Source organism: Labrenzia sp. ATLA3 (assembly GCF_057180185.1).
Genome location: NZ_JBXUKV010000006.1, coordinates 78805 through 103537 on the forward strand (window position 1 = coordinate 78805; position 24733 = coordinate 103537).

Below are 24733 nucleotides of genomic sequence, written 5' to 3' on the forward strand. Positions count from 1 at the left end.
GCCTCTGTCTGGCCCTTTGCCGCCGGGCCGCGTATAAGCCCGATAAACCGACCTGCCGATAGACCCGAATGAATGCGGAGGAGCCACATGAGCGCGACCTATGACCTGATCCTGAAGGGCGGAACCGTTGTCAATCAGGATGGCGCGGGACAGCGTGATGTTGCTGTTCGCGATGGCCGCATTGCGGGCATCGGCTCCTTCGACGCCTCACAGGCCGGCGAAACGGTCGATTGCACGGGCCTGCATGTTCTTCCCGGCGTCATGGACACCCAGGTGCATTTTCGCGAGCCAGGTCTCGACCATAAGGAAGACCTGGAGTCCGGCTCTCGTGCTGCCGTCATGGGCGGTGTCACCGCGGTCTTCGAAATGCCGAACACCAATCCGCTGACGACTTCGGAAGCGGCCCTTGCCGACAAGGTGCGTCGCGGTCATCACCGCATGCACTGTGACTTTGCCTTCTGGGTCGGCGGAACGCGGGACAACGCCAGGGATATTCCCGAACTGGAACGTCTGCCGGCTGCGGCGGGTATAAAGGTGTTCATGGGGTCTTCCACCGGTGATCTTCTGGTGGAAGACGACAAGGGCGTGAAGGAAATCCTGTCCGTGACCCGCCGCCGGGCAGCCTTCCACTCCGAAGACGAGTTCCGCCTGCGGGAACGCCAGGGTGAGCGTGTTGAAGGTGACCCGAGTTCCCATCCGATCTGGCGCGACGAGATCGCAGCTCTCCAGTGCACCCAGCGGCTGGTGGGCATCGCGCGCGAAACCGGCGCGAAGATCCACATTCTGCATCTGTCGACGGCGGAAGAGGTGGATTTCCTCATCGACCACAAGGACGTTGCCTCGATTGAGGTCACCCCGCACCATCTGACGCTGACGGACGAAGCCTACCACCGGCTGGGCACGCTGGTTCAGATGAACCCGCCGGTGCGTGCCCCACGTCATTCTGAACGCCTGTGGTGGGCACTGGAGCAGGGCATTCTCGACATTTTCGGCTCAGATCATGCGCCGCATCTGCTGGAAGAAAAACAGAAGCCCTATCCGGCTTCGCCGTCTGGCATGACCGGTGTGCAGACGCTGGTACCGATCATGCTGGATCACATCAATGCAGGCCGTCTCAGCCTTGCACGTTTCGTCGACATGACCAGTGCGGGCCCGGCCCGTCTCTTCCAGACTGCGCGCAAGGGCCGGATCGCCGTCGGCTACGATGCCGACTTCACGGTGGTCGACATGAAGCGCAAGGAAACCATCCGCAACGAGTGGATTGCCTCCAAATGCGGCTGGACGCCCTATGACGGCAAGGAGGTCACCGGCTGGCCGGTTGGCACGGTCGTCCGTGGGCAGCGCGTCATGTGGGATGGTGAACTGGCGGCACCCTCGCGCGGTGAAGCCGTCCGCTTCCTTGACGCACTGAAAGCCTGAAAAAGCCGTTCCTGAAAATCTGTGACGTGAGGGGCTGTTCTCCCTGTTCAGGCCCAGTTCACGTAGCGTCTGCTAACTTTACAAAATGTGATGTGAATAACAGCGGCGAGATAGCTAGTGTGCGACCTTGCGGCTGAAAGGTGGAAGGAAACCAATAAGTAACCGTGTTTCCTAACCCGATCTACACAGATGTTGGGTACAGTTTTAATCGAGCTTTATGGGTTTTTGCGTTGGGGAGCTCAGGGATGTTGTCATTGAAAAAAAATAGCCGGAGCAGGCGCACACGTTCGCTGCTCAGCCTCACCGGTGCCGCAGTTATGTCAGTCGCCGTCATGTCGACGGCCTTTGCGCGCGACGGCGCTCCGGAAGCGGATGCCGCAAGCGAGCCGCCATTGCACATGCTCGTTTCGCTGGACGAACAGAAAATCAAGGTCTACCGCGGCCTGGATCTGATCGAGATTTCGTCGATTTCTTCCGGAAAGCGCGGACACAGCACACCTACTGGCGTGTTTTCCATTCTGGAAAAGAAGCGCAAGCACTTTTCCAATCTCTACAACGATGCGCCGATGCCGTTCATGCAGCGGCTGACATGGTCAGGCATTGCTCTGCATGTCGGCAGGCTGCCCGGCTATCCGGCTTCTCACGGCTGCATTCGGCTGCCCAAAGCCTTTGCGCGGTCGCTTTACAGCATGACCGAGCGCGGCATGCATGTTGTCGTGACCAGGGGAGAGGCAAATCCGCTCGGAGTACATCACGCGGTGCTGCCTCAGCCCTACGTGCCGGAAACCGAGGTCGCGAGCCTGACGGACGAGACCATCGCGTCTGATCCGGCTCTGCGTGGAGCCATTCAGGAAGCGCCTTTGCAGGCCAATCTGCCTGCGGTCCAGCCGGAAAACCCGTATTTCGACTTGCCGCTGCGGATGATCATCACGCCGCAGAAAGCACCGAGCCGTGTGCAGGTGCTGCAGCAACTGCTCAACCAGATGGGCTTCAATGCCGGTCCGGAAGACGGTGTCATGGGCCGCAAGACCCGGGCAGCCATCAGCCTGTATCAGGAAGGCGCCGACTTGCCGGTCACCGGTCATTTGACCGATGCGCTTGAAACCCGCATTCGTGCCGACGCCGGCTACGAAGAACCGCAGAACGCCACGTTGCGGATCCGCCGCAAGTTCCGCGATGTATATTCCGCACAGGTCACGATCAAGGATATCGATCAGGAAATCGGAACACACGTTTTCACCGCGATGGATTTCAAACCGGGTGACACGTCCGTTGACTGGATCGCGGTTTCCGCGGAAGGGGAACGTGGCGGATCTTCAATGGAAGTTCTCGACCGGATCGAGATGTCCAGGAAGGTGGGACTTGAAGTTTCGAAGATGCTGACTCCGGGCTCGTCCCTGACGGTTACAGACCGCAACTTCACCCGCAACACCGGCCTTGGAACCGACTTTGTGGTGATCACCCGCTAGGTTCAGATTTCCCGACGTGCTGGACAAGTGTCAGGCCCCCGCTCTCGCGGGGGCCTTTTTCATTCTGCCGTTACCGATCAGCAGGCGCGGTATACTTCAGATTGTGGCAGTAGAAGTTAAAACCTATAGTATTGAAGGCAAATTGATCAATTATGGCGTGTATCGACATTGTTAAATGTGACAGGCTCACGGAAAATTTACAATAATGCTTCAGAAGTACCCTCAGTTAGTTTCCTCAGAGGTACGTCAGATGAAATACAACAGCATTCCACTGACCTGGAAAATTGCCATTCCGGCAGTGACTGTTTTCGCCTTCACCGTTCTGGTCGCAATTATCAGCCTGAATTCCCTTCACAAAGGAATGCTCGATGAGCGTCTCCTGAGTATCAAGAACATCGACCAGTCTGCGATCGCGATAGCGAAACGGTACAATGATATGGCCGTGGCTGGTACTCTGACCGAAGAGGAAGCCAGACAGCGTGCAGCGGTTGCCATCGGCGGAATGCAGTTCAGCGGTAACGGCTATATTTTCGTCTATGACAAGAAAGGAACGCTGCTGGTCCACCCGCGCTCCGAGATTGTCGGAGATAATCGCTGGGACAACGTCGACCCGGATGGCGTCTATATCACGAGAGAACTGATCAAGGCAGGCGACGCCGGCGGCGCCTATATTCAATATCAGACCAGGAAGAAGACCGGGGACGAGGTCTATCCCAAGCACGCATGGAGCGAGCTTTTCGCTCCCTGGGGTTGGTACGTCGGCAGCGGTGTCTATGTGGATGATCTTGACGCTGCGTATTGGAGCGCCGCCATTGTAATGATCGCTGTGTCTGCCATCGGTGCGCTCGTTGCGGGTTTCGTTGCCTTTTTCACGATCCGCAGTATCAGCCGCCCGATCAAGGCCCTTACCGACAACATGAACAGTCTTGCGGAAGGCAACAGTTCCATTGAGGTCGTGGGAACCGACCGCGGGGACGAAATCGGCCAGATGGCATCCGCCATGGAGGTCTTCGTGCGCAACGAGAACACGCGCAAGCAGCTTGAAGAAGAACAGCTGGCCAACCAGGAACAGGCTGCGCAGCGTGGTGAGGAAATCCAGCGCATGAGTGCCGAGTTCGATCGCCAGATCATGGAGATGATGAACATCATCGAAGGTTCGGTCAGCCGTCTGCAGAGCGCATCGGAGGAAATGACCAACGGCGCGGAACAGACGACGTCCCAGAGTGGCCTCGTCTCAAACGCCTCCTCTCAGGCCGCCCGCAACGTGGAAACGGTTGCCGCGGCTGCGGAAGAGCTTTCGGCATCGGTGAACGAAATCCGGCGTCAGGTACAATCCTCCAGCGAGATCGCCTCCCAGGCAGCTTCTGAAGCCCGTGCCACCAACGAGCGGATGAACGGTCTCTCCGAAGCAGCCGGGCGTATCGGCGAAGTGGTGACCCTGATTCAGGCAATTGCCGAACAGACGAACCTTCTGGCCCTGAACGCAACGATCGAGGCAGCGCGCGCAGGCGAAGCCGGCAAGGGCTTTGCTGTCGTTGCTGCCGAGGTCAAGGAACTTGCCACCCAGACGTCGAAGGCAACCGAGGAAATCTCCAGCCAGATCTCGGCAATTCAGGGCGAAACCCAGTCCGCTGCGAATGCAATCTCGTCCGTGACGCAGATCATCAACAGCATGAACGAAATCGCACAGTCGATTTCTTCGGCGGTTGAAGAACAAGGTGTGGCGACGCAGGAAATCGCTGAGAATGCGACAGAAGCATCCCGGAGCACGGTGGAAGTGACCAACAGCATCGAGAGCGTCTCCCTGGCGGCTGAAAGCACCCGTCACAATGCGGAAACAGTCGATGTCTCTGCACGCCAGCTCGAAGAAAACGCCAAGACCCTGAAGGGTCAGGTTGCAGCGTTCCTGGACGGCGTACGGACACAGTCCGCAGCCTGATCAGCTTTCGGTAATAATGCATCAAGGCCCCCGCATTTGCGGGGGTCTTTTTTGTGTGCTTTCAGGTGTCCGTCCCGACAAGGGAAGTTAGACCAGAACCGGATTGGCCAGTGTCCGCCGACCGTTTTATTGTCCGGATGACGGCTCGAATCTCCCCAAACGTCACCAAACTGTCGTGTCCGTCACGTATCGGAAGGCAGTTTATTGGCGCAGGTGACTCGGGAGAAAGACATGGCGCAGAGCACGCTCACCGCATCGAAGAAACGTCTGAAGAATGCGGTTCACCGGTCTGAAGCAACTTCCAGGGACGGCTTTCTGGAGCGCCTGTTTACGTTCGCCTTCAAGGGGCTCGTCTACCCGCAGATCTGGGAAGACCCGGACGTCGACATGAAGGCACTGCGCCTGACGCCGGACTCCAGAATGATCGCCATTGCGTCGGGCGGCTGCAATGTCATGTCCTATCTGACGGCAAACCCGGCCGAAATCACTGCGGTTGATCTTAACCGCGCGCATGTTGCGCTGGGCCGCCTGAAACTGGCCGCCGCCAGGCATCTGCCGAATTACGAGGTCTTCTACAGGTTCTTTGGCGAAGCCGACGAAAAGGCCAATGTGGCTGCCTATCAGCGTTTCCTGAAGGACAAGCTCGATGCTGAAACCGTTGTCTACTGGGAAGGCCGGGACATTGCCAACTGGGGCCGCAAGCGGATCACGCTGTTCTCGCGCGATCTCTATCATCACGGCCTGTTGGGCTATTGCATCGGTGCCGGCCACCTGATTGCGAAGCTCTATGGCATCGACCCGAAGTACATGGTCAAGACCAAGTCCCTGGAGGAGCAGCGCAGCTTCTTCGATACCGCGCTGGCGCCGCTGTTCGACAAACGCCTGGTGCGCTGGGCAACGTCGAAGAAGATGTCTCTCTACGGACTGGGCATCCCGCCTGCGCAATATGATGCGCTGGTGTCCGCCAGTGCAGAAGGCGATATGTCCGCGGTGCTGCGTCAGCGGCTTGAGAAACTCGCTTGCGACTTTTCCATGCAGGACAACTATTTTGCCTGGCAGGCCTTTGGCCGGGGCTATGCCCCCGGTGGTCAGGATAGCACCGGTCCCGCAGGGCCTCTGCCGCCCTATCTGAAGCGGGAACATTTCGAGGAAATTCGCCAGCGTGCGGGCCGTGTCCGGGTGCTCAACCGCAATTTCACCGAGCATCTCCAGTCGGTTCAGGAAAAGACGCTTGATGCCTATGTGTTGCTCGACGCGCAGGACTGGATGACCGACCATCAGCTCAACGCGCTCTGGACCGAAATCACCCGCACTGCCCGCCCGGGAGCCCGGGTCATCTTCCGCACGGCTGCCGAACCGACATTGCTGCCGGGCCGCGTCGCCGACCAGATCCTGGATCGCTGGACCTATGAGGAAGAGGAAAGCCTGGAACACGGCCGTCAGGACCGGTCTTCCATCTATGGCGGCTTCCATCTTTATGTGTTCAACGGCTAGACTGGCCATTCTCGGTACGGAAAACGAGCATCATGACCCAAGCTGTCGAAACGGCCCGGCTGATGGATGCCGTCTATCGTCATCAGCGCCATTTTTACGACCTGACCCGCAAGTTCTACCTGCTCGGGCGCGACAGGCTGATCCGTGATCTCCAGCCTCCACGTGGCGGCAATGTTCTGGAACTCGGCTGCGGCACGGGCCGGAACCTGATTGCGGCAGCCAAGGCCTATCCGGACGTCCGCTTCTTCGGTGTCGACATTTCCAGGAACATGCTGGAAACCGCGCAAAAGAACATCGACAAGGCAGGCCTGACGGAGCGGATCACGCTTGTGGAAGGTGATGCCGCCAATCCCGCTGTAACGGAAGGCCTGGGCGTGTCGGCATTCGACCGCGTGTTCTATTCCTACACGCTGTCCATGATCCCGATCTGGCGCGAAGCGCTGACGGCAGGTGCCGCCCGGCTGGCGCCGGACGGGCGTATTCACGTGGTCGATTTCGGTCAACAGGAGCGCATGCCGGGCTGGTTCAAACGCCTGCTCTTCGCCTGGCTGAAATCCTTCCACGTGTCTCCGCGCGCAGGGCTGGAAGACGAACTGAAAGACCTGGCTGCCCAAAATGGGGCGGTGCTGTCGTTCCACCGCCCATACGCCGGCTACACGGATTATGCGGTGATCGCCAAGCCGGTGTAAGCGCCGCGCCGAGGGGGGCTGTTCTGCGTCAGAGAAACGGGCGCTGACCTCAGGGACATCCCTGTTCGGCCCAGAGCCGCAAGGCATTCTTGAAGACACCGCCATAGGGGTGTTCCTTTGCCACGGCGCGGGACTTGTCAGCGACATAGGTCTTGGCCTGGTCGCACAGGTTGGCCTGTTCCCAGTGATGGCACGCAGCGCAGGTCTTGTCCTTCCAGACAGCCTCCGGCAGGCCTTCGATCGGCGGGAATTTCGGTGACCCTGTGATCAGCTCCGAAATGCTTCGGCTGGCGATGTCAGGCGTTCCCATGGCAAGCGGCGCATTGAACGCAATCACCGCAGGCGGGCCTTTCTGATCCTTGGTCGTTGCGGGCTGCTGCGTGGCCACAGGCGTGTCTTCGGGCGGTGGCTGAGTGGCAACCGGATCCTTGCTCTGCTCCTTGTTCAGGATCGTCTGCTGTTCCAGACGCGCCAGTTCGGCAAACGCCCCGTTTGGATAGGCGTCAAGATAGGTTTGATAGGCGCTTGCCGTGCCTGCACGACGCGCTGTTTCGATCATCTCGCGTTCGCTCGTCTGGGGGGCAGCCGGCTCGGAGGCCCCTTGCGGCGGAGCTTTAGCCGATGCGACGGGCTGTGCTTCCTTCTCCATCAGGACCGTCAGGAGCTTCCTGGCTTCTCCGGAATAGCGGCTGTCCGGGTGCGCGCGCAGGAACAAGAGCACCTGTAGCGGATCGTTGCTGAGTTTGACCGAGTCCCAGATCTGGCGAAGTTCGACTTCTTCCTGGGTAGGCGCCTTGACTGGAAGGAACTGGAAATCGACGGTGAGTGACGACGTATCCCACGGTGTCTGCTGGTTGTTCGTATCCTTCAGAACGTCGATCCGAACTTCCCTGAAAAGGGTTTCGACGGACATTCCGGGTGTCTGCATGTGCCGGGCCAGGGCTTCTGTGAAGGGGCTGTTGCCGTCGACACCGTCAAGAGCAACATCGCCCGGGGCTGTCGAGTAGGCCAGGAAGGTGCCCCTGGGGGCCTTCATTTCCGCAAGGCCATTGTCGCTCAGGTCCGGAATCGTAACGAACGGATTGTTCCGACAGGCATCGAGAATGACGATATTGGTCCGATTGCGGGCCGAGAACATCTGCCGCAAGACGGCCTGTGCCGGAACCCCGACCAGGCTGAGGTCTGCAGCATCCTGAAGCTCTATGTCGACAGGAAGCAGAAAGTTCGTGCCGAAGGATTGCACACCGTGCCCGGCATAATAGAAAAGCCCGGTCGCGTCCTCGCCCGCGGTCCGCAAACGGCTGCCAAAGTTGGAGATTGCCGTGATCATCTCGTTCTGGCTGGAGTTGGTCACGAGCGTGACCTCAAAGCCCACCTCGCGCAGCGCGTCGGCCATCAGTTCCGCATCTCTTACCGGATTGTCCAGCGGTGTGACTGTCGAATAGGCGCCATTGCCGACCACCAGAGCCAGCCGCGGTGCCGCATGCGCTCTGTTCGTGAGCATTCCGATGGTCAAGGTCAGCGCCATGAGGAATGCGATTGTAATGCGATGCATGGTGGTCCTATTCGACAACGACAAACTCTATCCGCCTGTTGCGTTGTTTTCCTTCCGCCGAGGTGTTCGGGGCAACAGGACGGCTTTCCCCGTAACCGACACTCTTGATCCTGCTTTCGGGAACGTTCTTGGAGACAAGATATTGCTTGACCGCTCCGGCCCTGCGTTCGGACAGAGCCTTGTTTGAGGTGTCGCTCCCATCGCTGTCGGTGTGGCCGCCAACTTCGATGACCAGACCCGGGCATCTCGTGATGATATCGACCAGGCTGTTCAAAAGAGGCTGGCTTCTCGGGTCAAGCTGTGAGCTTCCGCTCGGAAAGTAGATATTGTCGGTGCGGGACAGGATTTCAAAGCGGCCAATGCAGGCTTCGGCGTCCAGATTGCCTTCCGGTTCCAGGGCGGTGCTCGCCGCCGACTGGGCTGCTGCGACCTGCGGGGCCTCATCGGCCGAAACGCTCTGAACCGGTTTACCGGCTTTCCGTGCAAAGACGAAATCGAAGGAAACCGTTGCAGACGGCACGATCACCACGCCGGCGGCTTCCTCGAGTTTCTTGATGCCGCCGCCGAGGTTGAAGTCGGAAGCGGCAACAGAAATCGGCGCAGTGCTCGACACGGCAACCAGATCCTCGCTCAGATAGGTCACGGCAACATTGGACTGGTAGGTTTTGGAAATCCCGTGAAGATCCAGCTTGAAATCAAGCGGTATGATCTTGCGTTTCGCTGTTGGAAGGTCGGCAAGAGCCGATGCATCGATCTGCGTTGTGATCACCGCCTCGGGGAATTCGAACGTCTCGAAGAACAGGAACCGCATGCGCACGTTTCTGAGGTCGATCTTGGTATCGATCGAGTCCAGATAGATGCGAACCTTGGCGCTGCCGGTTTCATCTATGCCGCCTTCAATTTCGGCGAAGGAGCTTGATTCCACGATGGTCAGGTTCTTCACGGACTGGAACCTGAGGGACGAGGCATCCCGCTGCAGCGTCCAGCCACCTTTGAAGAAGGCTTCCGACGCGCTTGCTGGCGACTGAAAAAGGGCAATTGTCACCAGCCCCAGGAAAATCGCTTTCCAGGCAAACCGAACACCATTCATTTTCATACCCTTTCAGCCCGGTCGGCGTTTATCGCCACTTTTCCGTAACCTAATGAAAGTGTTGCAAAGTCGACGGGGGATTGCAACGTACCCCTATCGGGATTCCACTTACAACGATTTTGCGGCGTGAAAAGTCCGTTTGCCACAAATCCTACCAGCGTGTCACCTGTAGGTGCGGTCCTCGATTGGCGTTTCCCGTATCTTTTCAAGAAGCATGTCGAGAAGGGCCTGCTCGGCACGGTTGAGTTTCGCTTTCGGGTTCCAGACCACATGCACGTCGATCTCCGGCAGCGCGTCATAGGGCGGCAATTGCCACAACAGCCCCTCGCGGACGTCCCGCTTGGCGACATGGACGGGCAGGGGGCCGATTCCCAGTCCGGCGATGATCATGCGCCGCACTTCTTCGAGATTGGCCGAAGTGCCGACAACCCTGTCTTCCAGATCGGCTTCGGCACGCATCAAGGTGACCGCTCGCAGTGCATCTTCCAGCCGGTCGGTGACGAAACTGACCGAGGACTGACCCGCAAGATCGGTCTTTGTCAGGTTTGTCTTGCCGAACAGCGGATGGGGTGGGCCGCAGAAAAGGCCGAAGAATTCCCGGAAGAGGCGCCGATATTCAAGCTTCGGATTGCGCTCGCGCACCAGGCAGATTGCGAGCGATGCCCTGCGCGAAGTAACGGCCTCCAGTGCGTCCTTGCTGGCGGATACCTTGATGGTGAGCGTTGCCGCCGGATGGCGTTCATGAAAGGCACGCAAGGTGTCGTCGTAAAGCGGAGAGACCACATGACTGGCCATGGCGATTTCGACATGGCCGCGGATCTCGTCGGTCACGTCGCGCATAAGGGTTCCAAGCCGCAGGATGGAGCCCTGGATCTCGATGGCTTCCTTCAGCAGCAGTTGACCGGCTTCCGTCAGCTCGAACTGGCCCGGCTTGCGGTTGATGAGCTTGCGCTCCAACCGGTCCTCCAGCCGCTTCAGCGCACTGGAAACGGTCGGCTGCTTGAGGCGCAGCCTGTCGGCAGCTTTAGTCACGCTTCCGGACTGGGCCAGTACGACGAAGGTTCGCAGCAGGTTCCAGTCCAGTTCGCGGGCTAGCCGTTCCGCATGGATTGGGCGCAATCGCTCGGTCATTGATCAGATCTATAGTTATAATTTCCACTATCTATTTGATCAATGAACACCCGTCTGCGACGCTGAAGTCAAGCAATTTTGGCAAGGCATTTGGCGGGGTTCGAGCGCATGAGCGTTGAGGCGCGGGAAAAACGGCAGCCATGGATACTCCTTTCGCCTGCGTTGACCGCCGTCGGATTGCTGCTGTTCATTCCGCTCGTTTTCATTGTGGTCTATTCCTTCTGGCTGCGCACAGCCACCGGTGCCGATCAGGCGGGCTTTTATCTGGACAACTGGAATGAGGCGCTGACCGACCCCTTCTATCGGGACATCCTGCTCGGCACGCTGAGGATCGCGGCGATCACGACAATTGCCTGCGCTGTCATGGGCTACCCGGCGGCCTATTTCATCGCCCGCTCGCGCGGCAACAAGGCATTGCTGCTGCTGTTGCTGATGCTGCCGTTCTGGATCAGCTACATCATCCGAACCATGTCCTGGATCAACATTCTGGGCGTGTCCGGCGCGGTCAACTGGGTGCTGCTCAATCTCGGCATCGTCTCCGAACCGGTCCAGATGCTCTATAACGAGCCAACGGTGATCCTCGGCCTCGTGCACTTCCTTCTGCCCTTCATGGTGCTGAACGTCTATGTGGCGCTGGAAGGGATCGATGTCTCGCTGGAAGACGCGGCCTGCTCGCTCGGCTCCACCCGCTGGCAGGCGTTCCGGCAAGTCACCTTGCCATTGTCCTTGCCCGGGCTTGCCGCAGGTGGTCTGCTCTGTTTCGTGTTGAGCGCGGGCACCTATATCACCCCGCTGGTTTTGGGCGGTCCGACGGACGCCATGTTCGCCAATCTGGTCTTTGAAGCGATCATCACCCAGCTCAACTGGCCGCTCGGCTCGGCGCTGTCGCTCATGTTGCTCGCCGTCCTCGGCGCCCTGGTGCTGATCTACAACCATTATCTCGGCATGGGCCAACTGATGAAGGGGCTTGGCTGATGGGCTGGCAACTGATCCGGGCCTATACGTTGCTCGTCTATCTCTTCCTGTTTCTGCCGGTCGTGGTGGTGGTGCTTCTCAGCTTCAACGCCAGCCAGTTCGGCAGTTTCCCGATGACCGGTTTCTCATTCCGCTGGTTCGTCGAACTGGCCGGAAACGACGCGATTTTGCGGGCGTTCCAGACCTCGATTGTTCTGGGTGCGCTGACGGCGCTGATCTCCACGACACTTGGCGTTCTGGCAAGCCTTGCCCTGGTGCGGTACGACGTGCCTGGCCGCAACATGATCTCCACTCTCCTGATCGCGCCCATCCTGGTGCCGGAGGTGGTGCTGGCGGTCGCCTTGCTGCTGTTCCTCAATTTCCTGTCGATCAACAAGAGCTTCTTCCTGCTTCTCATGGGGCACGTCATCTTCACGCTGCCCTTTGTCATCCTTGTGGTGCAGGCTCGTCTTGTCGGGATCCGCCGCGACTATGAGGAAGCCGCGCTCAGTCTTGGCGCCAGCCCTGTGCAGGCCTTCTTCCAGATCACGCTGCCCCTGCTGGCTCCGGCGGTGTTTGCCGGCATGCTGTTCGCCTTCACCATCAGCTTTGACGACATCACCGGCACCTTGTTCTGGAAGCCGGGCGGGGTTGAAACCGTGCCCACCCAGATCTTTGCCATGCTGCGCAATTCCATCTCTCCGGAGATCAATGCGCTCGGCACCGTGATGATTTTCCTCACCGTCGGCCTGCCGCTTCTCGGGCTGGCAATCGCCCGGCGGATGGCCATGCAGCGCGGCGGTTAGAACCGCGCGATCAAAGCAAGTAACCGACAAAAGAACCAGAGTGGAAACCAAGATGGACAATACCAAACGCTATGAGCGTCTGCGCGAACGCTATCTCAACGGCGATCTCGACCGCCGCAAGTTTCTCGGGCTGATCGGGGCGGCCGGTCTCGCCTACGGTGTGCAGACCCCCTTTGCCCGCCATGCCTTGGCGGCGACCGAGGAAGTCCGCTTCGACGGTTGGGGCGGGGTCGTTTCCGAAGCCTTCCGCAAATACGCCTTCGATCCCTATACGAAAAAGACGGGCATCAAGGTTGTCGACGGCACCTTCGGCGGGGGGGATGAATATCTGTCGCGTGTGAAGGCCAGCCAGGAAGGCGAATACAACATCGCGCATCTGTCCGGCGTCTTCGACTATGCGCGCTATGTCAATCTCGGGCTGAACTCGACCCTGAACGAGGACAACATCCCGAACCTGAAATACGTGATCCCGAAGCTGACCGATGTCTTCCGCAGTGTCACCGACGGCAAGCTGTCCTGCGTGCCGTATGACTATGGCACCACGGGCATTGCCTATAACCGGAAATACATCTCCGACGACGAAGCCAAGGAGAAGGGCGCGAAACTCCTGATCGATGAAGCCTACAAGGGCAAGATCGGCGCCTGGTCCGACTGGCGCACCCGCGTCTGGTACGGATCACTGCAGACCGGCCAGGATCCGAACGACGCAACGGATATGGATGCGGTCTGGCAGGCCGTGCGCACCAACCGCGATCTGCTGTTGAAATACTGGCAGTCCGGAGCGGAACTGATGAGCCTTCTGGCGGAAGAGGAAATCTACGTCACAGAAGGCTGGTCCGGCCGGATCTATGCGCTTCAGGAGCAGGGCCACGACATTGGCTATATAGATCCGCCCAACGGTTTCGGCTGGCAGGAATGCCTGTTCGTGATCAAGGGCTCGCCGATGGAAGCCTGTGAAGAGCTGCTGAACTTCATGCTGGCGCCCGAAACCTCCATCGCGGTCGCCGAAGGACAGAACTATCCGCCGGCGCTTGACCCGAAAAAGGTCGACCTCGGCAAGAAGATCCCGACCCTGCCGGCCTTCGATCCGACAGGAACGCTCGATGGGCTGACCTTTGCCAATCCGGAATACTGGAACAGCCACGAGCAGGCATGGTCCAAGATGTTCGGACGGATCCAGAAGGGTTACTGAGCCCGGCACGGCCCATCCCTGAACCAATACCTTCCGGCAGTTGCTGCCGGAAGGCCGTTCTCTCCCCAGCACCTGGAGAATTTGCGTGAGCGCGGTTTCCCTCAACAACATCGTCAAGACGTTCGGCAGCTTTACCGCCGTTCATCGGATGAGCATGGACATCCCGGACGGAAGCTTCGTCACGCTGCTCGGTCCCTCAGGATGCGGCAAGACGACGACCCTCAGGATGATTGCCGGTCTCATCGACCCCACCGAAGGCGACATCACCATCAAGGGCCAGCGCATCAACGATGTGCCGATCCACAGGCGGAACCTTGGGCTCGTCTTTCAGAATTATGCGCTGTTCCCGCACAAGACGATTGCAGAAAACGTGGCTTTCGGCCTGAAATACCGCGATATTTCCAAGGCGGACGCCGAAAAGAAGGTGCGCGATGCGCTGGAACTGGTGCAGCTGCCCCACGTCAGCGACCGTTATCCCAAACAGCTTTCCGGCGGCCAGCAGCAGCGTATCGCCCTGGCGCGGGCCATCGTCATCGAACCCGATGTTCTGTTGCTGGACGAGCCGCTGTCTGCGCTCGACGCCAACTTGCGCGAGGACATGCGCGTGGAGCTGAAGCGCATCCAGCACCGGATCGGCATCACCACCGTCTTCGTCACCCACGACCAGTCCGAAGCGCTTGCCATGTCCGACAGGATCGTCGTGATGTCCAACGGGCGGGTGGAGCAGATCGGCACGCCGCAGGACGTCTACAACACCCCCGCAAGCGAGTTCGTTTCGCGTTTCCTGGGCGTTTCCAACATTCTGCCTGCCACCTGCCAGGCGGTGAACGGGCAGGAGCTGTCTCTCGAACTGCCTCACTTCGGCAAGGTCAACGTGCCGAAGGAAAAAGCGCCCAACCTGTCGCAGCCCGGTCCTGCGCAGCTTGTAATTCGGGCGGAAAAACTTCTACTGACGGAAAAATCCGCACCGGCGGATGATCGCATCGCGCTCGACGGCAAGGTCGAGGCGGTGGACTACCAGGGTCAGGCGGCGCGATATTTCGTGCGTGTCGGCGACCAGCAGCTTCAGGTGATCAACATGATCGATCAGCGTCCTTTTCAGGAAGGCTCGGACGTTTCCGTCCGCTTCCGCCCGCGTGACTGCGCAGCCCTGCCGGGAGCTGCCACATGAGCCGTCCGCAAACCTCTCATCTGTTCTACCAGTCCCGCCAGCGCCGGCCCGTGCTGGATCAGGCGCGCGGCGTCTACATGTGGGATGTCGATGGCAAGCGCTATCTCGACGGCTCCTCCGGGGCGATGGTCTGCAACATTGGCCATTCCAATCCGCGTGTGCTTGAGGCAATGCGCAAGCAGATGGACAAGTCCACCTTCGGTTATCGCCTCCACTTCGAAACCGAACCTGCTGAGCTTCTGGCCGCCAGGACGGCCGCGCTGGCACCCGAAGGGCTGGAAAAGGTCTTCTTCGTTTCCGGAGGATCGGAGGCGGTGGAAAGCGCCATGAAGCTCGCCCGCCAGAATGCCGTCGCGATTGGCGAGGCGCAGCGCTACAAGATCATCTCGCGCGAGCCGAGTTATCACGGCTGCACACTCGGGGCGCTGGCCCTGACAGGCTACGCGCCGCTCACCGCACCTTTCGATCCGATGATGCGGCCGATGCCGAAGATTCCGGCGCCGCGTGCCTATCTCGACGGACTGGACCCGGACGACGAGGCAACGGGGCAGCATTATGCCGACATGCTGGAGGCAAAGATCCTGTCCGAAGGCCCGGAGACGATCCTCGCCTTCATCGTCGAGCCGATTGGTGGCGCTTCCACCGGCGCGCTCGTACCGCCGAAAGGCTACATGCAGCGCATCCGCGAGATCTGCACGCGCTACGGGGTCCTGCTGATCCATGACGAGGTCATGACCGGAGGCGGGCGCACCGGCAAATTCTTCGCCGGCGAACACTGGAATGTCGAGCCGGATATTCTGGTCATCTCCAAGGGCTTTGCCGCAGGCTATGCACCCCTCGGGGCCATGATCGCGCATAAGGACATTGTCGCCAATGTGCTCGACAATGGTGGTTTCCTCCATGGCTTCACCTATGCCGGCAATCCGCTTGCCTGTTCGGCCGGTCTTGCGGTGCTGGAGGAGATCGAGCGGGAAAACCTCTGCCAGAACGCAGCCGCGACCGGGGCGCTCCTGAAGAGCGAACTGAAGAAGCTGATGGACCGCTATTCGATCATCGGCGACGTGCGCGGCGAAGGGCTGCTGCTGGCGTTCGAACTGGTCGAGGACCGGGCAAGCCTGAGGCCGCTTGCAAAGGAGTTGAACGCCTTCAACGAGCTTGTCGACATTGCCTATGAAAACGGCCTGATCATCTATTCCCGCAGAACGCGAGGCGGTTACAGCGGCGATCATTTCCTGATCGCGCCGCCCATGATCTCGACCCCGGATCATGTCGCCGAGATCATCGAAGGCCTCGACCTCTCTCTCCGCCAGTTCCTCGAGAGGATTTCGCAGCAACAGGCCAGAGCCAGCTAAAATAAAGACATGACAGACAAGATCATCATCACCTGTGCCATCACGGGCTCCATTCACACACCCACAATGTCACCCCATCTGCCTGTGACACCTGCAGAAATCGCGGGCCAGGCCATCGGCGCTGCCGAGGCCGGCGCGGCCATTCTGCACCTGCATGCACGCAACCCCGAAACGGGTCAGCCGTCGGCCCGGGAAGCGGATTTCATGGCCTTCCTGCCGGAGGTCAAGGCAGGTTGCGGCGCGGTGCTCAACCTGTCGACCGGGGGCAGCGCCATCATGAGCCTGGAGGACAGGCTTGCCGGTCCGCTGAAGGCCGAGCCGGAAATGTGCTCGCTCAACATGGGCACGATGAACTTCGCGCTCTATCCGCTGGCCGACCGCTACGACACGTGGGTGCACGACTGGGAGCAGCCGTTCCTGCGCGGCACGGACGATCTCGTCTTCAAGAACACGCCGCGCGACATCGAATTCGTGCTGACCCAGATGGGACAGCAGCGCGGCGCCCGCTTCGAGTTCGAGTGCTATGACGTCGGGCATCTCTACATGCTGCGCCACTTCGCTGACCGGGGGCTCGTCAAACCGCCGTTCTTCATCCAGTTCGTCTTCGGTGTTCTGGGCGGCATCGGGGCCGATCCGGAAAACCTGCAGCACATGAAACGGATGGCCGACAAGCTGTTCGGTGACGACTATCTGTTCTCCGTCTTGGCGGCCGGCCGACAGCAGATCCCCTTTGCGACAATTGCCGCCAGCATGGGCGGTCATGTGCGTGTCGGTCTGGAAGACAATCTGTATATCGCCAGGGGGGAACTTGCCCGGTCCAACGCGGAGCAGGTTACCAAGATCCGCAATATTGTCGAAGAGCTTGGACGCAAGGTTGCGACGCCTGAGGACGCCAGGCAGATGCTTGGTCTCAAGGGCACGGGCGGGACGGCCTTTTGATCATGAGCGGCATTACGATCAGGCGCGCGGAGCGGGATGATGCCGAAAGGCTTCACGCGGCATTGCTCCGGCTTTCCGCCGATATGGGCGATACCCATGTCGCCGGTCTCGACGACGTCATCCGTCACGGTTTCATGGAGGCGCCAGCCTTTTTTGCGCTGCTGGCGATCCGGAACTCTGACGGCCGAACGCTCGGTGTCTTGCAGGCCTCGCCGATCTTCTCGACGACGCGCGGCGGTTGCGGTCTCTATGTCTCCGATCTATGGGTCGATGGCGACACGCGTGGAGAAGGGCTGGGCCAGCGTCTGCTTGCCGCGAGCCTCGACCTTGCGCCTGAAAGCTGGTCCCCGGTTTTTCTGCGTCTCGCCGTTTATCACGACAATCCGGATGCTCGCCGTTTTTATGAACGGCTCGACTTTACGCCTCGGGAAGGGGAAACCGTCTTCGACCTGCGCGCACCTGCATTCGACAAATTGAGGCACCGCTCATGAAAGCCATTTTCGACGACCGCCAAGGGGCGCACGACCCCAAGCATTTCATGGCGAACGGAACCCGGCTGGCCAATCCGGAACAGCCGAAACGCATCGAGGTCCTGACAGCAGGAGCCAAAGCGGCCGGTTGCCGTTTCGAGCAGCCGGAAGATCATGGTCTTGGTCCGATTGCAGCGCTCCACTCGGCGGAATACCTGGTGTTTCTTCAAACGATCCATGAGCGCTGGAGCCGGATCGAGGGAGCGTCCGACGAGGTCATCCCGAACATTCATCCGGATCGGCGCACGGCAAGCTATCCGCGCTCGGCAGTCGGTCAGGCCGGTTTCCACCAGGCCGATACCAGTTGCCCCATCGCCGCGGGCACCTGGGAGGCGGCTTATTGGTCTGCCCAAAGCGCAATTCACGGCGCGGATTTGATGGCAGCCGGGGAACAGGCCGCTTACGTGCTGTCGCGCCCGCCCGGCCACCATGCCTTTGGTGATCTGGCGGGCGGCTTCTGCTTTCTGAACAACTCCGGCATTGCCGCCGAAAGGCTTTTGAAGGCAGGCAAGCGGCCGGCGATCCTCGACATTGATGTCCACCACGGCAACGGCACGCAGGGCATCTTCTATGAGCGTGGTGACGTGCTCACCGTCTCGCTGCATGCCGATCCGGTACGGTTCTATCCGTTCTTCTGGGGGCACGGCCATGAGCGCGGCGAGGGCGCCGGACGAGGCTGCAATCTCAACCTGCCGCTGGTGCGCGGCACGGGAGATGAGGACTATCTGAAAAACCTGGAAACGGCATTCGATCATATCAGGGCATTCGGCACCGACGTTCTTGTTGTTGCCTTGGGGCTTGATGCCTACGAGAAGGATCCTCTCAAGGGACTGGCTATCACGACGCCCGGGTTCGGACGGATCGGTGCCGCTATCGCGAAGCTCGGGCTGCCGGTGCTGTTCGTGCAGGAAGGCGGATACTTGTCGGACGAACTGGGCCAGAACCTCACCAGTTTCCTGACAGGGTTTCAGGACGCATGATCGAGACATCGGATTTTCTGATCATCGGTGGCGGCATCGCCGGAACTGGCGCCGCTGCGCGGCTTGCTCCGGAAGCGAAAGTCACCGTGCTGGAAATGGAAGATGCGCTCGGCCGTCACGCGACCGGCCGCTCGGCTGCCATCTTCATCCGCAACTACGGCAATGCCACCTTGCGTGCATTGAATGCGGCTTCCGAACCGGTTCTGAAGAGCCCGGAAGGAATTTCCGACGAAAGCCTGTTGTCGCCCCGCGGGGAAATGCTGATTGCGACCGAGGACGAACTGGACGCCTTCCAGGCATATCTGGATGGTACCGAAGGCATGGAGGTCCTGACGGCGGACGAAGCCGTTGCCCTGTTTCCTTTGCTCCGCAAGGAGTGCATTGCTGCCGCCGCCATCGAGCGGGACGCGCAGGATATCGACGTCGACCGGCTGTTGCAGGGCTTTGCGCGGCTTGCACGCAAGGCCGGGGCACGGTTCGTCATGGAAGCACCGGCACAGCGCATTCTCAGGAGCGGAGACAGGTGGCGTGTCGAAACGCCCAAGGGCGTGTTTGAGGCTCCGGTTCTCATCAATGCCGCCGGAGCCTGGGCGGATCAGATTGCGGGTCTCGCGGGCGCTCGGAAGATAGGGCTCGTGCCCATGCGCCGCTCGGCCGCAATCGTGCCACCTCCGGACGGTGTCGATATTACGAAATGGCCGCTCGTCGCCAGTGCGTCGGAGCAATGGTACGTCAAACCGGATGCAGGAAAGTTCATGGTGTCACCCGCCGATGAAGATCCCGTCGAACCGCATGATGCCTGGGCTGACGACATGGTTCTGGCCGAAGGCCTGCATCGCTTTGAACAGGCCGTGACCATGCCTGTCACCCGCGTGGAGCGGAACTGGGCGGGCTTGCGCAGCTTCGTTGCGGATCGCACACCTGTGGTTGGTTTCGCGCCTGACGCGGAAGGGTTTTTCTGGCTTGCCGGTCAGGGGGGCTACGGCGTACAAACGGCGCCAGCGCTGTCCCGGCTCGTTGCGGATCTTTGTCTCAGGCACCCGAGCGAGCTGCCCGAAAAGGTCGTGACCGCTCTCGATCCCGCCCGCTTGTTCTGAGCGGGCGTCTCTTTCAAGACTAGAAGGAATTCAATCATGTCCGACATCAAACGGCTGGAAGTTGGCCCGCGCATGAGCCAGGCCGTCATCCACGGCGGTCTCGTCTATCTCGCCGGCCAGGTCGGCAATCCGGGCGACACTGTCACCAACCAGACCCAGACCATTCTGGACCGCATCGACGCTCTTCTGGCACAGGCCGGAAGCGACAAGAGCCGCATTCTTCAGGCCACCATCTGGCTGGACGACATGAAGGACTTTGCCGAGATGAACAAGGTCTGGGACGCCTGGGTTGACCCGGCCAATCCGCCGGCCCGTGCAGCTGGTGAATCCAAGCTGGCAGCGCCGGAATACAAGGTCGAGATCATCGTCATCGCGGCGCTTGCCTAAATCACTTTCGAAATCGAACCCGCCCATCGGCGGGTTCGGTTGAAAGATGCAGGCGCAAACACAGCAGTGCCGCCCTGGCACGCCGCGCCGTTGCATCCGTTTTGGCGACCTGAGGGCACCTCAGGAACGGCCGCCTGCGCTTCCAGCACTCAACGCATTCATCTGCCGTGCCGTTTCCTCGTCTGCGGGAAAGAACGCCTCGATGGCGATCTCTGACAAGGTGACATCCACCGCCGTGCCGAACACCGTCGTGGTGCTCAGGAAGCTCAAGGGCCCATTTGGGCCTTGCAGATAAAGCGGAACGGCAATGCGTCCTTCGTGGAAGGGATTTGGTTTGCGGGATTCGTCTGCCTCATCTGGAACCATTGCGGCAAGCTCGTCCCGAAGGGCGGCCAGTTTCGGGTCAGCCGATTGATCGACCTCATGTGCCAGGCGTGCCAGAACATGGGTCTGCCATTCGCCGAGATTGAGGATACGTGGGGCCAGTCCATCAGGGTGCAGGCTGAGGCGCAGCACGTTTACCGGTGCTTCCAGAAGGTGTGGTGTGATGCCGTCCAACAGAGCAAAGACCGCCTGATTGGCGGCTTGCAGCTCCCAGTATCTGTTCACGGCAAGAGCCGGATGGGGCATATGCCCGTCAAGGATCCGGCGGACAACGGCGGTTGCCGCAGCCAGTTCGGGTTCATCCAGATCATGCTGCGGATACTGCGGAGCATGGCCGGCGGCAACCAGAATGGCGTTGCGCTCGCGCAAGGGAACATCCAGCTGTTCGGCCAGATGCATCACCATGTCCCGGCTTGGACGCGAGCGTCCGGATTCCAGAAAGCTCAAATGCCGCTGCGAGATGTCCGCTTCGCTTGCCAGCGCTAGCTGGCTCATCCGCCGGTGCTGACGCCATTGACGCAGCAGATCGCCCGCCGTCCCATTTGTCCGCTTCATGAGCATCACCCTGCCGTTTCGCTCGCGATAATTCAATTACCTCCAAAGTAATCGACTTCAGAACATCGGTTGGCAATCCTTTCTTTGTCGCCGCCCGCACCGTGCAGGCGTGCCGTGAGGAGTGGAGACCGAAAATGCCCAAATCGAATAAACCCGTTCCGCTACAGATTGTTCTGCGGTTTGACGCGCTCGTCTGCGCAGTGACGGGTATCCTGCTCGTCGGGGCTTCGGGATGGATTGCCGGGTTGACGACACTTCCCGCCAGCCTTTTGTTCTGGGCAGGCGTGGCGCTGTTTCCCGTGGCGGTGCTCATGGCGGTCTTTGCGGTCGCGGAGCCGGTGCCCGCTTGGGCGTCAAGCCTGGTTATCACCGGAAATCTTCTCTGGACCGTGGCCAGCCTGCTGTTGCCGCTGACGGGCCTGGTTTCGCCCAACATGCTCGGCTGGATGTTCCTGCTGGCACAGGCCGTCATCGTTCTCTGCTTCACCTGGCTGGAGTGGAAGGCAGCGCGGGAAGGCTGGAAGGTGGACCGCAAGGCGGCGAATGTCTCGACCTGATTTGGTGCTGCTTTCGTTGCACGACAGAAAAAGGCCGGTCCCTGGTGAAGGGAGCGGCCTTTTGATCTCAAGTCTTTTGTCCGCAATTCGCGCTTGAAACGAAAGGCACTTATTTCGGGAAGAGAAACGTTACTGCAGCTCGTGCGCCGAAGCCTTCCGGACCGTTGTCCGAACTGACCGCGTAGTAACGAACCCCCGCCTGAAGGCTGATGGGCTGTTTGTCTATCGTCACAAGTTTGGCGACCATGGCATTGACTGGCACCGACCATTCGTTCGACGTCCAGTTATAGGTGCTTTCCGAGTTCAGCGTGAAGGTCCAGGCGTCCTTGGTCGTGTAGGACAGGAACGGCTGCAGGAAGGTCGAGTTGACGTCGCTGCGGTTACCGTCGCCCGCAAAGGACCAGACATGGTTGGCAAGTCCACCGTAGGTCCAGGGACCAGACTGACGCAGGACAACGCCTGTCGGTCCCGCGCCCCATTTGCGGGAGCTCAACAGATCATCGGTGCCTGTTGGCAGCAACATCACCGGACCGAGACCCCAGATGATCCCGCCGGACGTCGGTTCCTTGGGTGAAAAGAAGAAGCTCTGCGTGGTATCGCTGAGACCAAACTGCGTGCCTGAATTCCCAGCGATATCATCCTGCCAGACCACGGGAACGATCGTTCGGGAGATCAGGTTCCAGTGCTCGTTGAGCGTGATGGGCACCACCGGCTGAATATTCAAGGTGACCTTGTTGCCGTCCGACGGGCCAAATCCGTGATCGTAGTTCCATTGGAATGGAACGCTGATGAGCGATGCCACGGGATTGGAGAGCTTCTTGGCAAGGTCGGCATCTTGGGCGCCCGCCGGCGCCATCTGGCAGAAAAGCGCGAGAGCGCCCAGAACAAACAACTGCTTCATGGTATGTGCCTTCCATGTCCAGGGCCGCTTGCCACCGTGACAGGTGCCCGATCATCAATGACACCCGGATATGTCTTTCGGGTGTGGCGGATGTATTTCAGGAAAAAGCAATCGGAAGTATATCACGCCTTTTGTGCTCTATTGTTGCGAAAGTTGCTGTTTGTAGGATTGCAGCGTCGGATCGGATGGATTGGCAACCAAAGCCTTTTGCAGACTGAGCTGCGCTCCCGCCAGGTCGCCGATGGCCATCTTGATGCGCACTTGCATCACCCAGGCATTGATCATTTGCGGATCCAGAAGGGTGACCTCTTCGAAAGCCGCAATTGCCGCCGGAATGTTGCGAAGGACAAGGGCCGTTCCGCCCAGCACGAGCTGGGTCTCCGGAAAATCCGCCTTGTTCGCGAGCGATTGCTGCCATTCGGCTGTGGCACTGGAGGCTGCCTCGGCCATTTTTTCGGGCATGTGGGCAATGGGTGCGCCGATCATGAGGCGGGCTGCCGCAATCCTCACGGATCTGACCGGGTCGCTCAAGGCAGGAATGATCCGGGGAAGCCGCTGGGGTGGCGGTACCTGCTGTTGCAGCGCCAGCGCCCCGGCGCGGACCATGGGCTCCGGATCTGCGAACAGGTCGGTGACAGCCTCGGCAATCTCCGGTGTCGCAACCGGCAGCAACAGGTCCAGTGCGCTCGCCCGCACGATGCCCGGATAGCTCGCCTGGTGAGCAACCGCCAGAAGGTCCGCGGCGTTGACGCCCGGGTCCTGCCGCGCGGCCGAAAAGATCTCCGCAAAATGCGCGCCGCGGTGGCGGCTGTCCGGAAAGCGCTCTTCAAGTTCCTTTGCTGCCCAGGCGGCGGACTTGTCGGTATGGCAATCGTTGCAGGCATTCGGCGTTCCGAGCTTTTCAGAAAGATCCGGCCTCGGAACACGGAAGGAATGATCCCTCCGGCCATCGATACCCATATAGACGCGCTCGATCATGTGGCACGATTTGCACGCAGCGCCCGGCGTGTCGGGCTGATGGAAATGATGTGAAGGATCGTCATAGAGCCTGGCCGTCAGTGACGGGAAGGCCTTGTTGCCCGCAGGACTGTGACACTGGGTGCAAACGGCGTTGCCCTCCGCACGTAATTCTCCGCTATGTGGCTCATGACAATTGCTGCAGCTTACCCCCTTGGCGTACATCTTCGACTGCAGGAACGAGCCGTAGACATAGACCTCGTCAAGGATCTGCCCATCCGCGTGATAAAGGCCTGCGCGCAGCGGTGACAGTCGATAGGCGTGATGGAACGGAGTACCCGGCACCGGATTGCCGTCGTCAAAGGCTTCGCGGCGTGAATGACAGCCTGCGCATTGCTGGATTTCCGCTTCCGGTTGGCCTTTTGCAAACACCGCCAGAAGACCGGACGGGCCGGTTCCCGGGAAGGGGCTTTCGGCATAGGTCTCCGGGTCTTTCGCCCAGGCAAGATGCGCGGCGCCCGGACCGTGGCAGGCTTCACAACCGACCCCGATTTCCGCCTGCCGGCTGGAATAGGTTCTGGTGACGGGGTTATAGTTTTTTTCAAAGCCGGTGGAGTGGCACTCGGCGCAGCGGGCGTTCCAGTTCTTGTAAGGACCGGTCCAGTGCAGACCGTCTGCCGGTGGAGGCGCATCGTCGCCGTAAAGGTGGTACCAGCGCTTCTTCTGCTGGTCCCACACCACGTCGAAGGACTGAACCCGCCCAGGTTCCGTCTCAACCAGATACTGCTGCAGCGGCGCGATCCCGTCGACGCCAATCACCTTGAAGGTTTGCGTCTTTCCCGGAACGTCGCTCGTCTCGATGAAATAGTCGCCGTCCCGGGTAAAGAAGCGACTGGTGCGCCCCTTGTGCGTGAACTCGGAATTGTTGAAGTCCGCGTCGACCGTATCCGGTCCTGGCTCCATCCAGGCCTTGGAATGGTGTGAGCTGCGCCAGGCGCTGGCTTCGGCTTCATGGCAGCCGGTACAGGCGGCTGTGCCGGCATAGTCCGGGACAGCGGGAGACAGGTTTTCGGCAGCAATGGCGCTCTGGAGCCAGAGCGTTGCAATGAGCGCGGCGAGCAATCGGGTGAACAGCATTCTGGGCGCTCAAACCTTTCCATCGTATCCGCCGGATAACGCGAGAGG

At 60.0% G+C, this 24733-nt stretch carries 22 protein-coding genes; 16 read left to right on the plus strand and 6 right to left on the minus strand.

Annotated elements, in window-relative coordinates; genetic code table 11:
* Window positions 1–87: 87 nt before the first annotated feature.
* From AC2A6O_RS17090 to AC2A6O_RS17110, 5 genes are all read left to right on the plus strand, one after another.
* Complete coding sequence (locus AC2A6O_RS17090; protein ID WP_498928868.1) at window positions 88–1419, plus strand: dihydroorotase; 1332 nt, start codon at window positions 88–90, stop codon at window positions 1417–1419.
* Between the two features lie 317 nt (window positions 1420–1736).
* Window positions 1737–2888, plus strand: a complete 1152-nt coding sequence (locus AC2A6O_RS17095) for a L,D-transpeptidase family protein (RefSeq protein WP_498928870.1) — start codon at window positions 1737–1739, stop codon at window positions 2886–2888.
* A 250-nt stretch (window positions 2889–3138) separates the two neighbouring features.
* Window positions 3139–4827 carry a methyl-accepting chemotaxis protein gene (locus AC2A6O_RS17100; protein WP_498928872.1) on the plus strand — a complete coding sequence of 563 codons (1689 nt, stop codon included), beginning with the start codon at window positions 3139–3141 and terminating at the stop codon, window positions 4825–4827.
* A gap of 231 nt (window positions 4828–5058) precedes the next feature.
* Entirely contained in the window at window positions 5059–6321 is a 1263-nt protein-coding gene (locus tag AC2A6O_RS17105) for a BtaA family protein (RefSeq protein ID WP_498928874.1), read from the plus strand.
* 32 nt (window positions 6322–6353) lie between these two features.
* Window positions 6354–7010, plus strand: coding sequence for a class I SAM-dependent methyltransferase (locus tag AC2A6O_RS17110; protein WP_148585072.1), 657 nt, complete (start codon window positions 6354–6356; stop codon window positions 7008–7010).
* Between the two features lie 49 nt (window positions 7011–7059).
* Here the strand turns inward: AC2A6O_RS17110 and AC2A6O_RS17115 are convergent, their stop codons facing one another.
* The 3 genes from AC2A6O_RS17115 to AC2A6O_RS17125 form a co-directional block, all read right to left on the minus strand.
* On the minus strand, window positions 7060–8565 hold the full coding sequence (locus AC2A6O_RS17115; RefSeq protein WP_498928876.1) for a caspase family protein: 1506 nt from the start codon (window positions 8563–8565) through the stop codon (window positions 7060–7062).
* Between the two features lie 7 nt (window positions 8566–8572).
* Window positions 8573–9655, minus strand: a complete 1083-nt coding sequence (locus AC2A6O_RS17120) for an OmpA family protein (RefSeq protein WP_498928878.1) — start codon at window positions 9653–9655, stop codon at window positions 8573–8575.
* A 162-nt stretch (window positions 9656–9817) separates the two neighbouring features.
* A complete protein-coding gene (locus tag AC2A6O_RS17125; protein WP_148585066.1) occupies window positions 9818–10786 on the minus strand; it encodes a LysR family transcriptional regulator in 969 nt (322 codons plus the stop codon).
* Window positions 10787–10894: 108 nt separating this feature from the next.
* Here AC2A6O_RS17125 and AC2A6O_RS17130 point away from each other — a divergent pair, with 108 nt between their 5' ends.
* From AC2A6O_RS17130 to AC2A6O_RS17175, 10 genes are all read left to right on the plus strand, one after another.
* A complete protein-coding gene (locus AC2A6O_RS17130; RefSeq protein ID WP_498928880.1) occupies window positions 10895–11761 on the plus strand; it encodes an ABC transporter permease in 867 nt (288 codons plus the stop codon).
* Window positions 11761–12546 (plus strand): ABC transporter permease, encoded by a 786-nt coding sequence (locus tag AC2A6O_RS17135; protein WP_148585062.1) that lies wholly within the window; start codon window positions 11761–11763, stop codon window positions 12544–12546. The genes AC2A6O_RS17130 and AC2A6O_RS17135 overlap by 1 nt, the downstream gene beginning before the upstream one ends.
* A 52-nt stretch (window positions 12547–12598) precedes the next feature.
* Window positions 12599–13738: an extracellular solute-binding protein gene (locus tag AC2A6O_RS17140; protein WP_498928883.1), complete on the plus strand. Its 1140-nt coding sequence runs from the start codon at window positions 12599–12601 to the stop codon at window positions 13736–13738.
* Between the two features lie 85 nt (window positions 13739–13823).
* Window positions 13824–14909, plus strand: coding sequence for an ABC transporter ATP-binding protein (locus AC2A6O_RS17145; protein WP_498928885.1), 1086 nt, complete (start codon window positions 13824–13826; stop codon window positions 14907–14909).
* On the plus strand, window positions 14906–16261 hold the full coding sequence (locus AC2A6O_RS17150) for an aminotransferase family protein (protein WP_498928887.1): 1356 nt from the start codon (window positions 14906–14908) through the stop codon (window positions 16259–16261). Before AC2A6O_RS17145 ends, AC2A6O_RS17150 begins: the two co-directional genes overlap by 4 nt.
* Window positions 16262–16270: 9 nt before the next feature.
* Window positions 16271–17200, plus strand: coding sequence for a 3,5-dioxohexanoate:acetyl-CoA acetone transferase (gene kce / locus AC2A6O_RS17155; RefSeq protein ID WP_498928889.1), 930 nt, complete (start codon window positions 16271–16273; stop codon window positions 17198–17200).
* Between the two features lie 2 nt (window positions 17201–17202).
* Entirely contained in the window at window positions 17203–17691 is a 489-nt protein-coding gene (locus AC2A6O_RS17160) for a GNAT family N-acetyltransferase (protein WP_148585053.1), read from the plus strand.
* Complete coding sequence (locus tag AC2A6O_RS17165; RefSeq protein WP_498928891.1) at window positions 17688–18710, plus strand: histone deacetylase family protein; 1023 nt, start codon at window positions 17688–17690, stop codon at window positions 18708–18710. The genes AC2A6O_RS17160 and AC2A6O_RS17165 overlap by 4 nt, the downstream gene beginning before the upstream one ends.
* Window positions 18707–19807, plus strand: coding sequence for an NAD(P)/FAD-dependent oxidoreductase (locus AC2A6O_RS17170; protein WP_498928894.1), 1101 nt, complete (start codon window positions 18707–18709; stop codon window positions 19805–19807). Before AC2A6O_RS17165 ends, AC2A6O_RS17170 begins: the two co-directional genes overlap by 4 nt.
* Before the next feature lie 36 nt (window positions 19808–19843).
* Complete coding sequence (locus AC2A6O_RS17175) at window positions 19844–20194, plus strand: RidA family protein (RefSeq protein ID WP_498928896.1); 351 nt, start codon at window positions 19844–19846, stop codon at window positions 20192–20194.
* Window positions 20195–20314: 120 nt separating this feature from the next.
* Here the strand turns inward: AC2A6O_RS17175 and AC2A6O_RS17180 are convergent, their stop codons facing one another.
* A complete protein-coding gene (locus AC2A6O_RS17180; RefSeq protein WP_498928898.1) occupies window positions 20315–21133 on the minus strand; it encodes a helix-turn-helix domain-containing protein in 819 nt (272 codons plus the stop codon).
* Window positions 21134–21267: 134 nt separating this feature from the next.
* On the opposite strand from AC2A6O_RS17180, the gene AC2A6O_RS17185 reads away from it, so the two are divergent.
* Window positions 21268–21690 carry a hypothetical protein gene (locus AC2A6O_RS17185; protein ID WP_498928900.1) on the plus strand — a complete coding sequence of 141 codons (423 nt, stop codon included), beginning with the start codon at window positions 21268–21270 and terminating at the stop codon, window positions 21688–21690.
* Window positions 21691–21799: 109 nt separating this feature from the next.
* Here AC2A6O_RS17185 and AC2A6O_RS17190 read toward each other — a convergent pair whose 3' ends face one another.
* Together AC2A6O_RS17190 and AC2A6O_RS17195 are read right to left on the minus strand one after the other, a co-directional pair.
* Window positions 21800–22546 (minus strand): transporter, encoded by a 747-nt coding sequence (locus tag AC2A6O_RS17190; protein ID WP_286192688.1) that lies wholly within the window; start codon window positions 22544–22546, stop codon window positions 21800–21802.
* 183 nt (window positions 22547–22729) lie between these two features.
* Complete coding sequence (locus AC2A6O_RS17195; RefSeq protein WP_498928901.1) at window positions 22730–24685, minus strand: multiheme c-type cytochrome; 1956 nt, start codon at window positions 24683–24685, stop codon at window positions 22730–22732.
* Window positions 24686–24733 lie beyond the last annotated feature (48 nt).

What these genes read in the sequence shown, in the direction of transcription:
- AC2A6O_RS17095 (WP_498928870.1), top strand. Translation starts at nt 1,737, where the DNA reads ATGTCAGTCGCCGTCATGTCGACGGCCTTTGCGCGCGACGGCGCTCCG.
- AC2A6O_RS17090 (WP_498928868.1), top strand. Translation starts at nt 88, where the DNA reads ATGAGCGCGACCTATGACCTGATCCTGAAGGGCGGAACCGTTGTCAAT.
- kce (WP_498928889.1), top strand. Translation starts at nt 16,271, where the DNA reads ATGACAGACAAGATCATCATCACCTGTGCCATCACGGGCTCCATTCAC.
- AC2A6O_RS17170 (WP_498928894.1), top strand. Translation starts at nt 18,707, where the DNA reads ATGATCGAGACATCGGATTTTCTGATCATCGGTGGCGGCATCGCCGGA.
- AC2A6O_RS17125 (WP_148585066.1), bottom strand. Translation starts at nt 10,786, where the DNA reads ATGACCGAGCGATTGCGCCCAATCCATGCGGAACGGCTAGCCCGCGAA.
- AC2A6O_RS17165 (WP_498928891.1), top strand. Translation starts at nt 17,688, where the DNA reads ATGAAAGCCATTTTCGACGACCGCCAAGGGGCGCACGACCCCAAGCAT.
- AC2A6O_RS17195 (WP_498928901.1), bottom strand. Translation starts at nt 24,685, where the DNA reads ATGCTGTTCACCCGATTGCTCGCCGCGCTCATTGCAACGCTCTGGCTC.
- AC2A6O_RS17120 (WP_498928878.1), bottom strand. Translation starts at nt 9,655, where the DNA reads ATGAATGGTGTTCGGTTTGCCTGGAAAGCGATTTTCCTGGGGCTGGTG.
- AC2A6O_RS17135 (WP_148585062.1), top strand. Translation starts at nt 11,761, where the DNA reads ATGGGCTGGCAACTGATCCGGGCCTATACGTTGCTCGTCTATCTCTTC.
- AC2A6O_RS17115 (WP_498928876.1), bottom strand. Translation starts at nt 8,565, where the DNA reads ATGCATCGCATTACAATCGCATTCCTCATGGCGCTGACCTTGACCATC.
- AC2A6O_RS17105 (WP_498928874.1), top strand. Translation starts at nt 5,059, where the DNA reads ATGGCGCAGAGCACGCTCACCGCATCGAAGAAACGTCTGAAGAATGCG.
- AC2A6O_RS17100 (WP_498928872.1), top strand. Translation starts at nt 3,139, where the DNA reads ATGAAATACAACAGCATTCCACTGACCTGGAAAATTGCCATTCCGGCA.
- AC2A6O_RS17130 (WP_498928880.1), top strand. Translation starts at nt 10,895, where the DNA reads ATGAGCGTTGAGGCGCGGGAAAAACGGCAGCCATGGATACTCCTTTCG.
- AC2A6O_RS17190 (WP_286192688.1), bottom strand. Translation starts at nt 22,546, where the DNA reads ATGGCGCCGGCGGGCGCCCAAGATGCCGACCTTGCCAAGAAGCTCTCC.
- AC2A6O_RS17150 (WP_498928887.1), top strand. Translation starts at nt 14,906, where the DNA reads ATGAGCCGTCCGCAAACCTCTCATCTGTTCTACCAGTCCCGCCAGCGC.
- AC2A6O_RS17185 (WP_498928900.1), top strand. Translation starts at nt 21,268, where the DNA reads ATGCCCAAATCGAATAAACCCGTTCCGCTACAGATTGTTCTGCGGTTT.
- AC2A6O_RS17140 (WP_498928883.1), top strand. Translation starts at nt 12,599, where the DNA reads ATGGACAATACCAAACGCTATGAGCGTCTGCGCGAACGCTATCTCAAC.
- AC2A6O_RS17180 (WP_498928898.1), bottom strand. Translation starts at nt 21,133, where the DNA reads ATGAAGCGGACAAATGGGACGGCGGGCGATCTGCTGCGTCAATGGCGT.
- AC2A6O_RS17175 (WP_498928896.1), top strand. Translation starts at nt 19,844, where the DNA reads ATGTCCGACATCAAACGGCTGGAAGTTGGCCCGCGCATGAGCCAGGCC.
- AC2A6O_RS17160 (WP_148585053.1), top strand. Translation starts at nt 17,203, where the DNA reads ATGAGCGGCATTACGATCAGGCGCGCGGAGCGGGATGATGCCGAAAGG.
- AC2A6O_RS17110 (WP_148585072.1), top strand. Translation starts at nt 6,354, where the DNA reads ATGACCCAAGCTGTCGAAACGGCCCGGCTGATGGATGCCGTCTATCGT.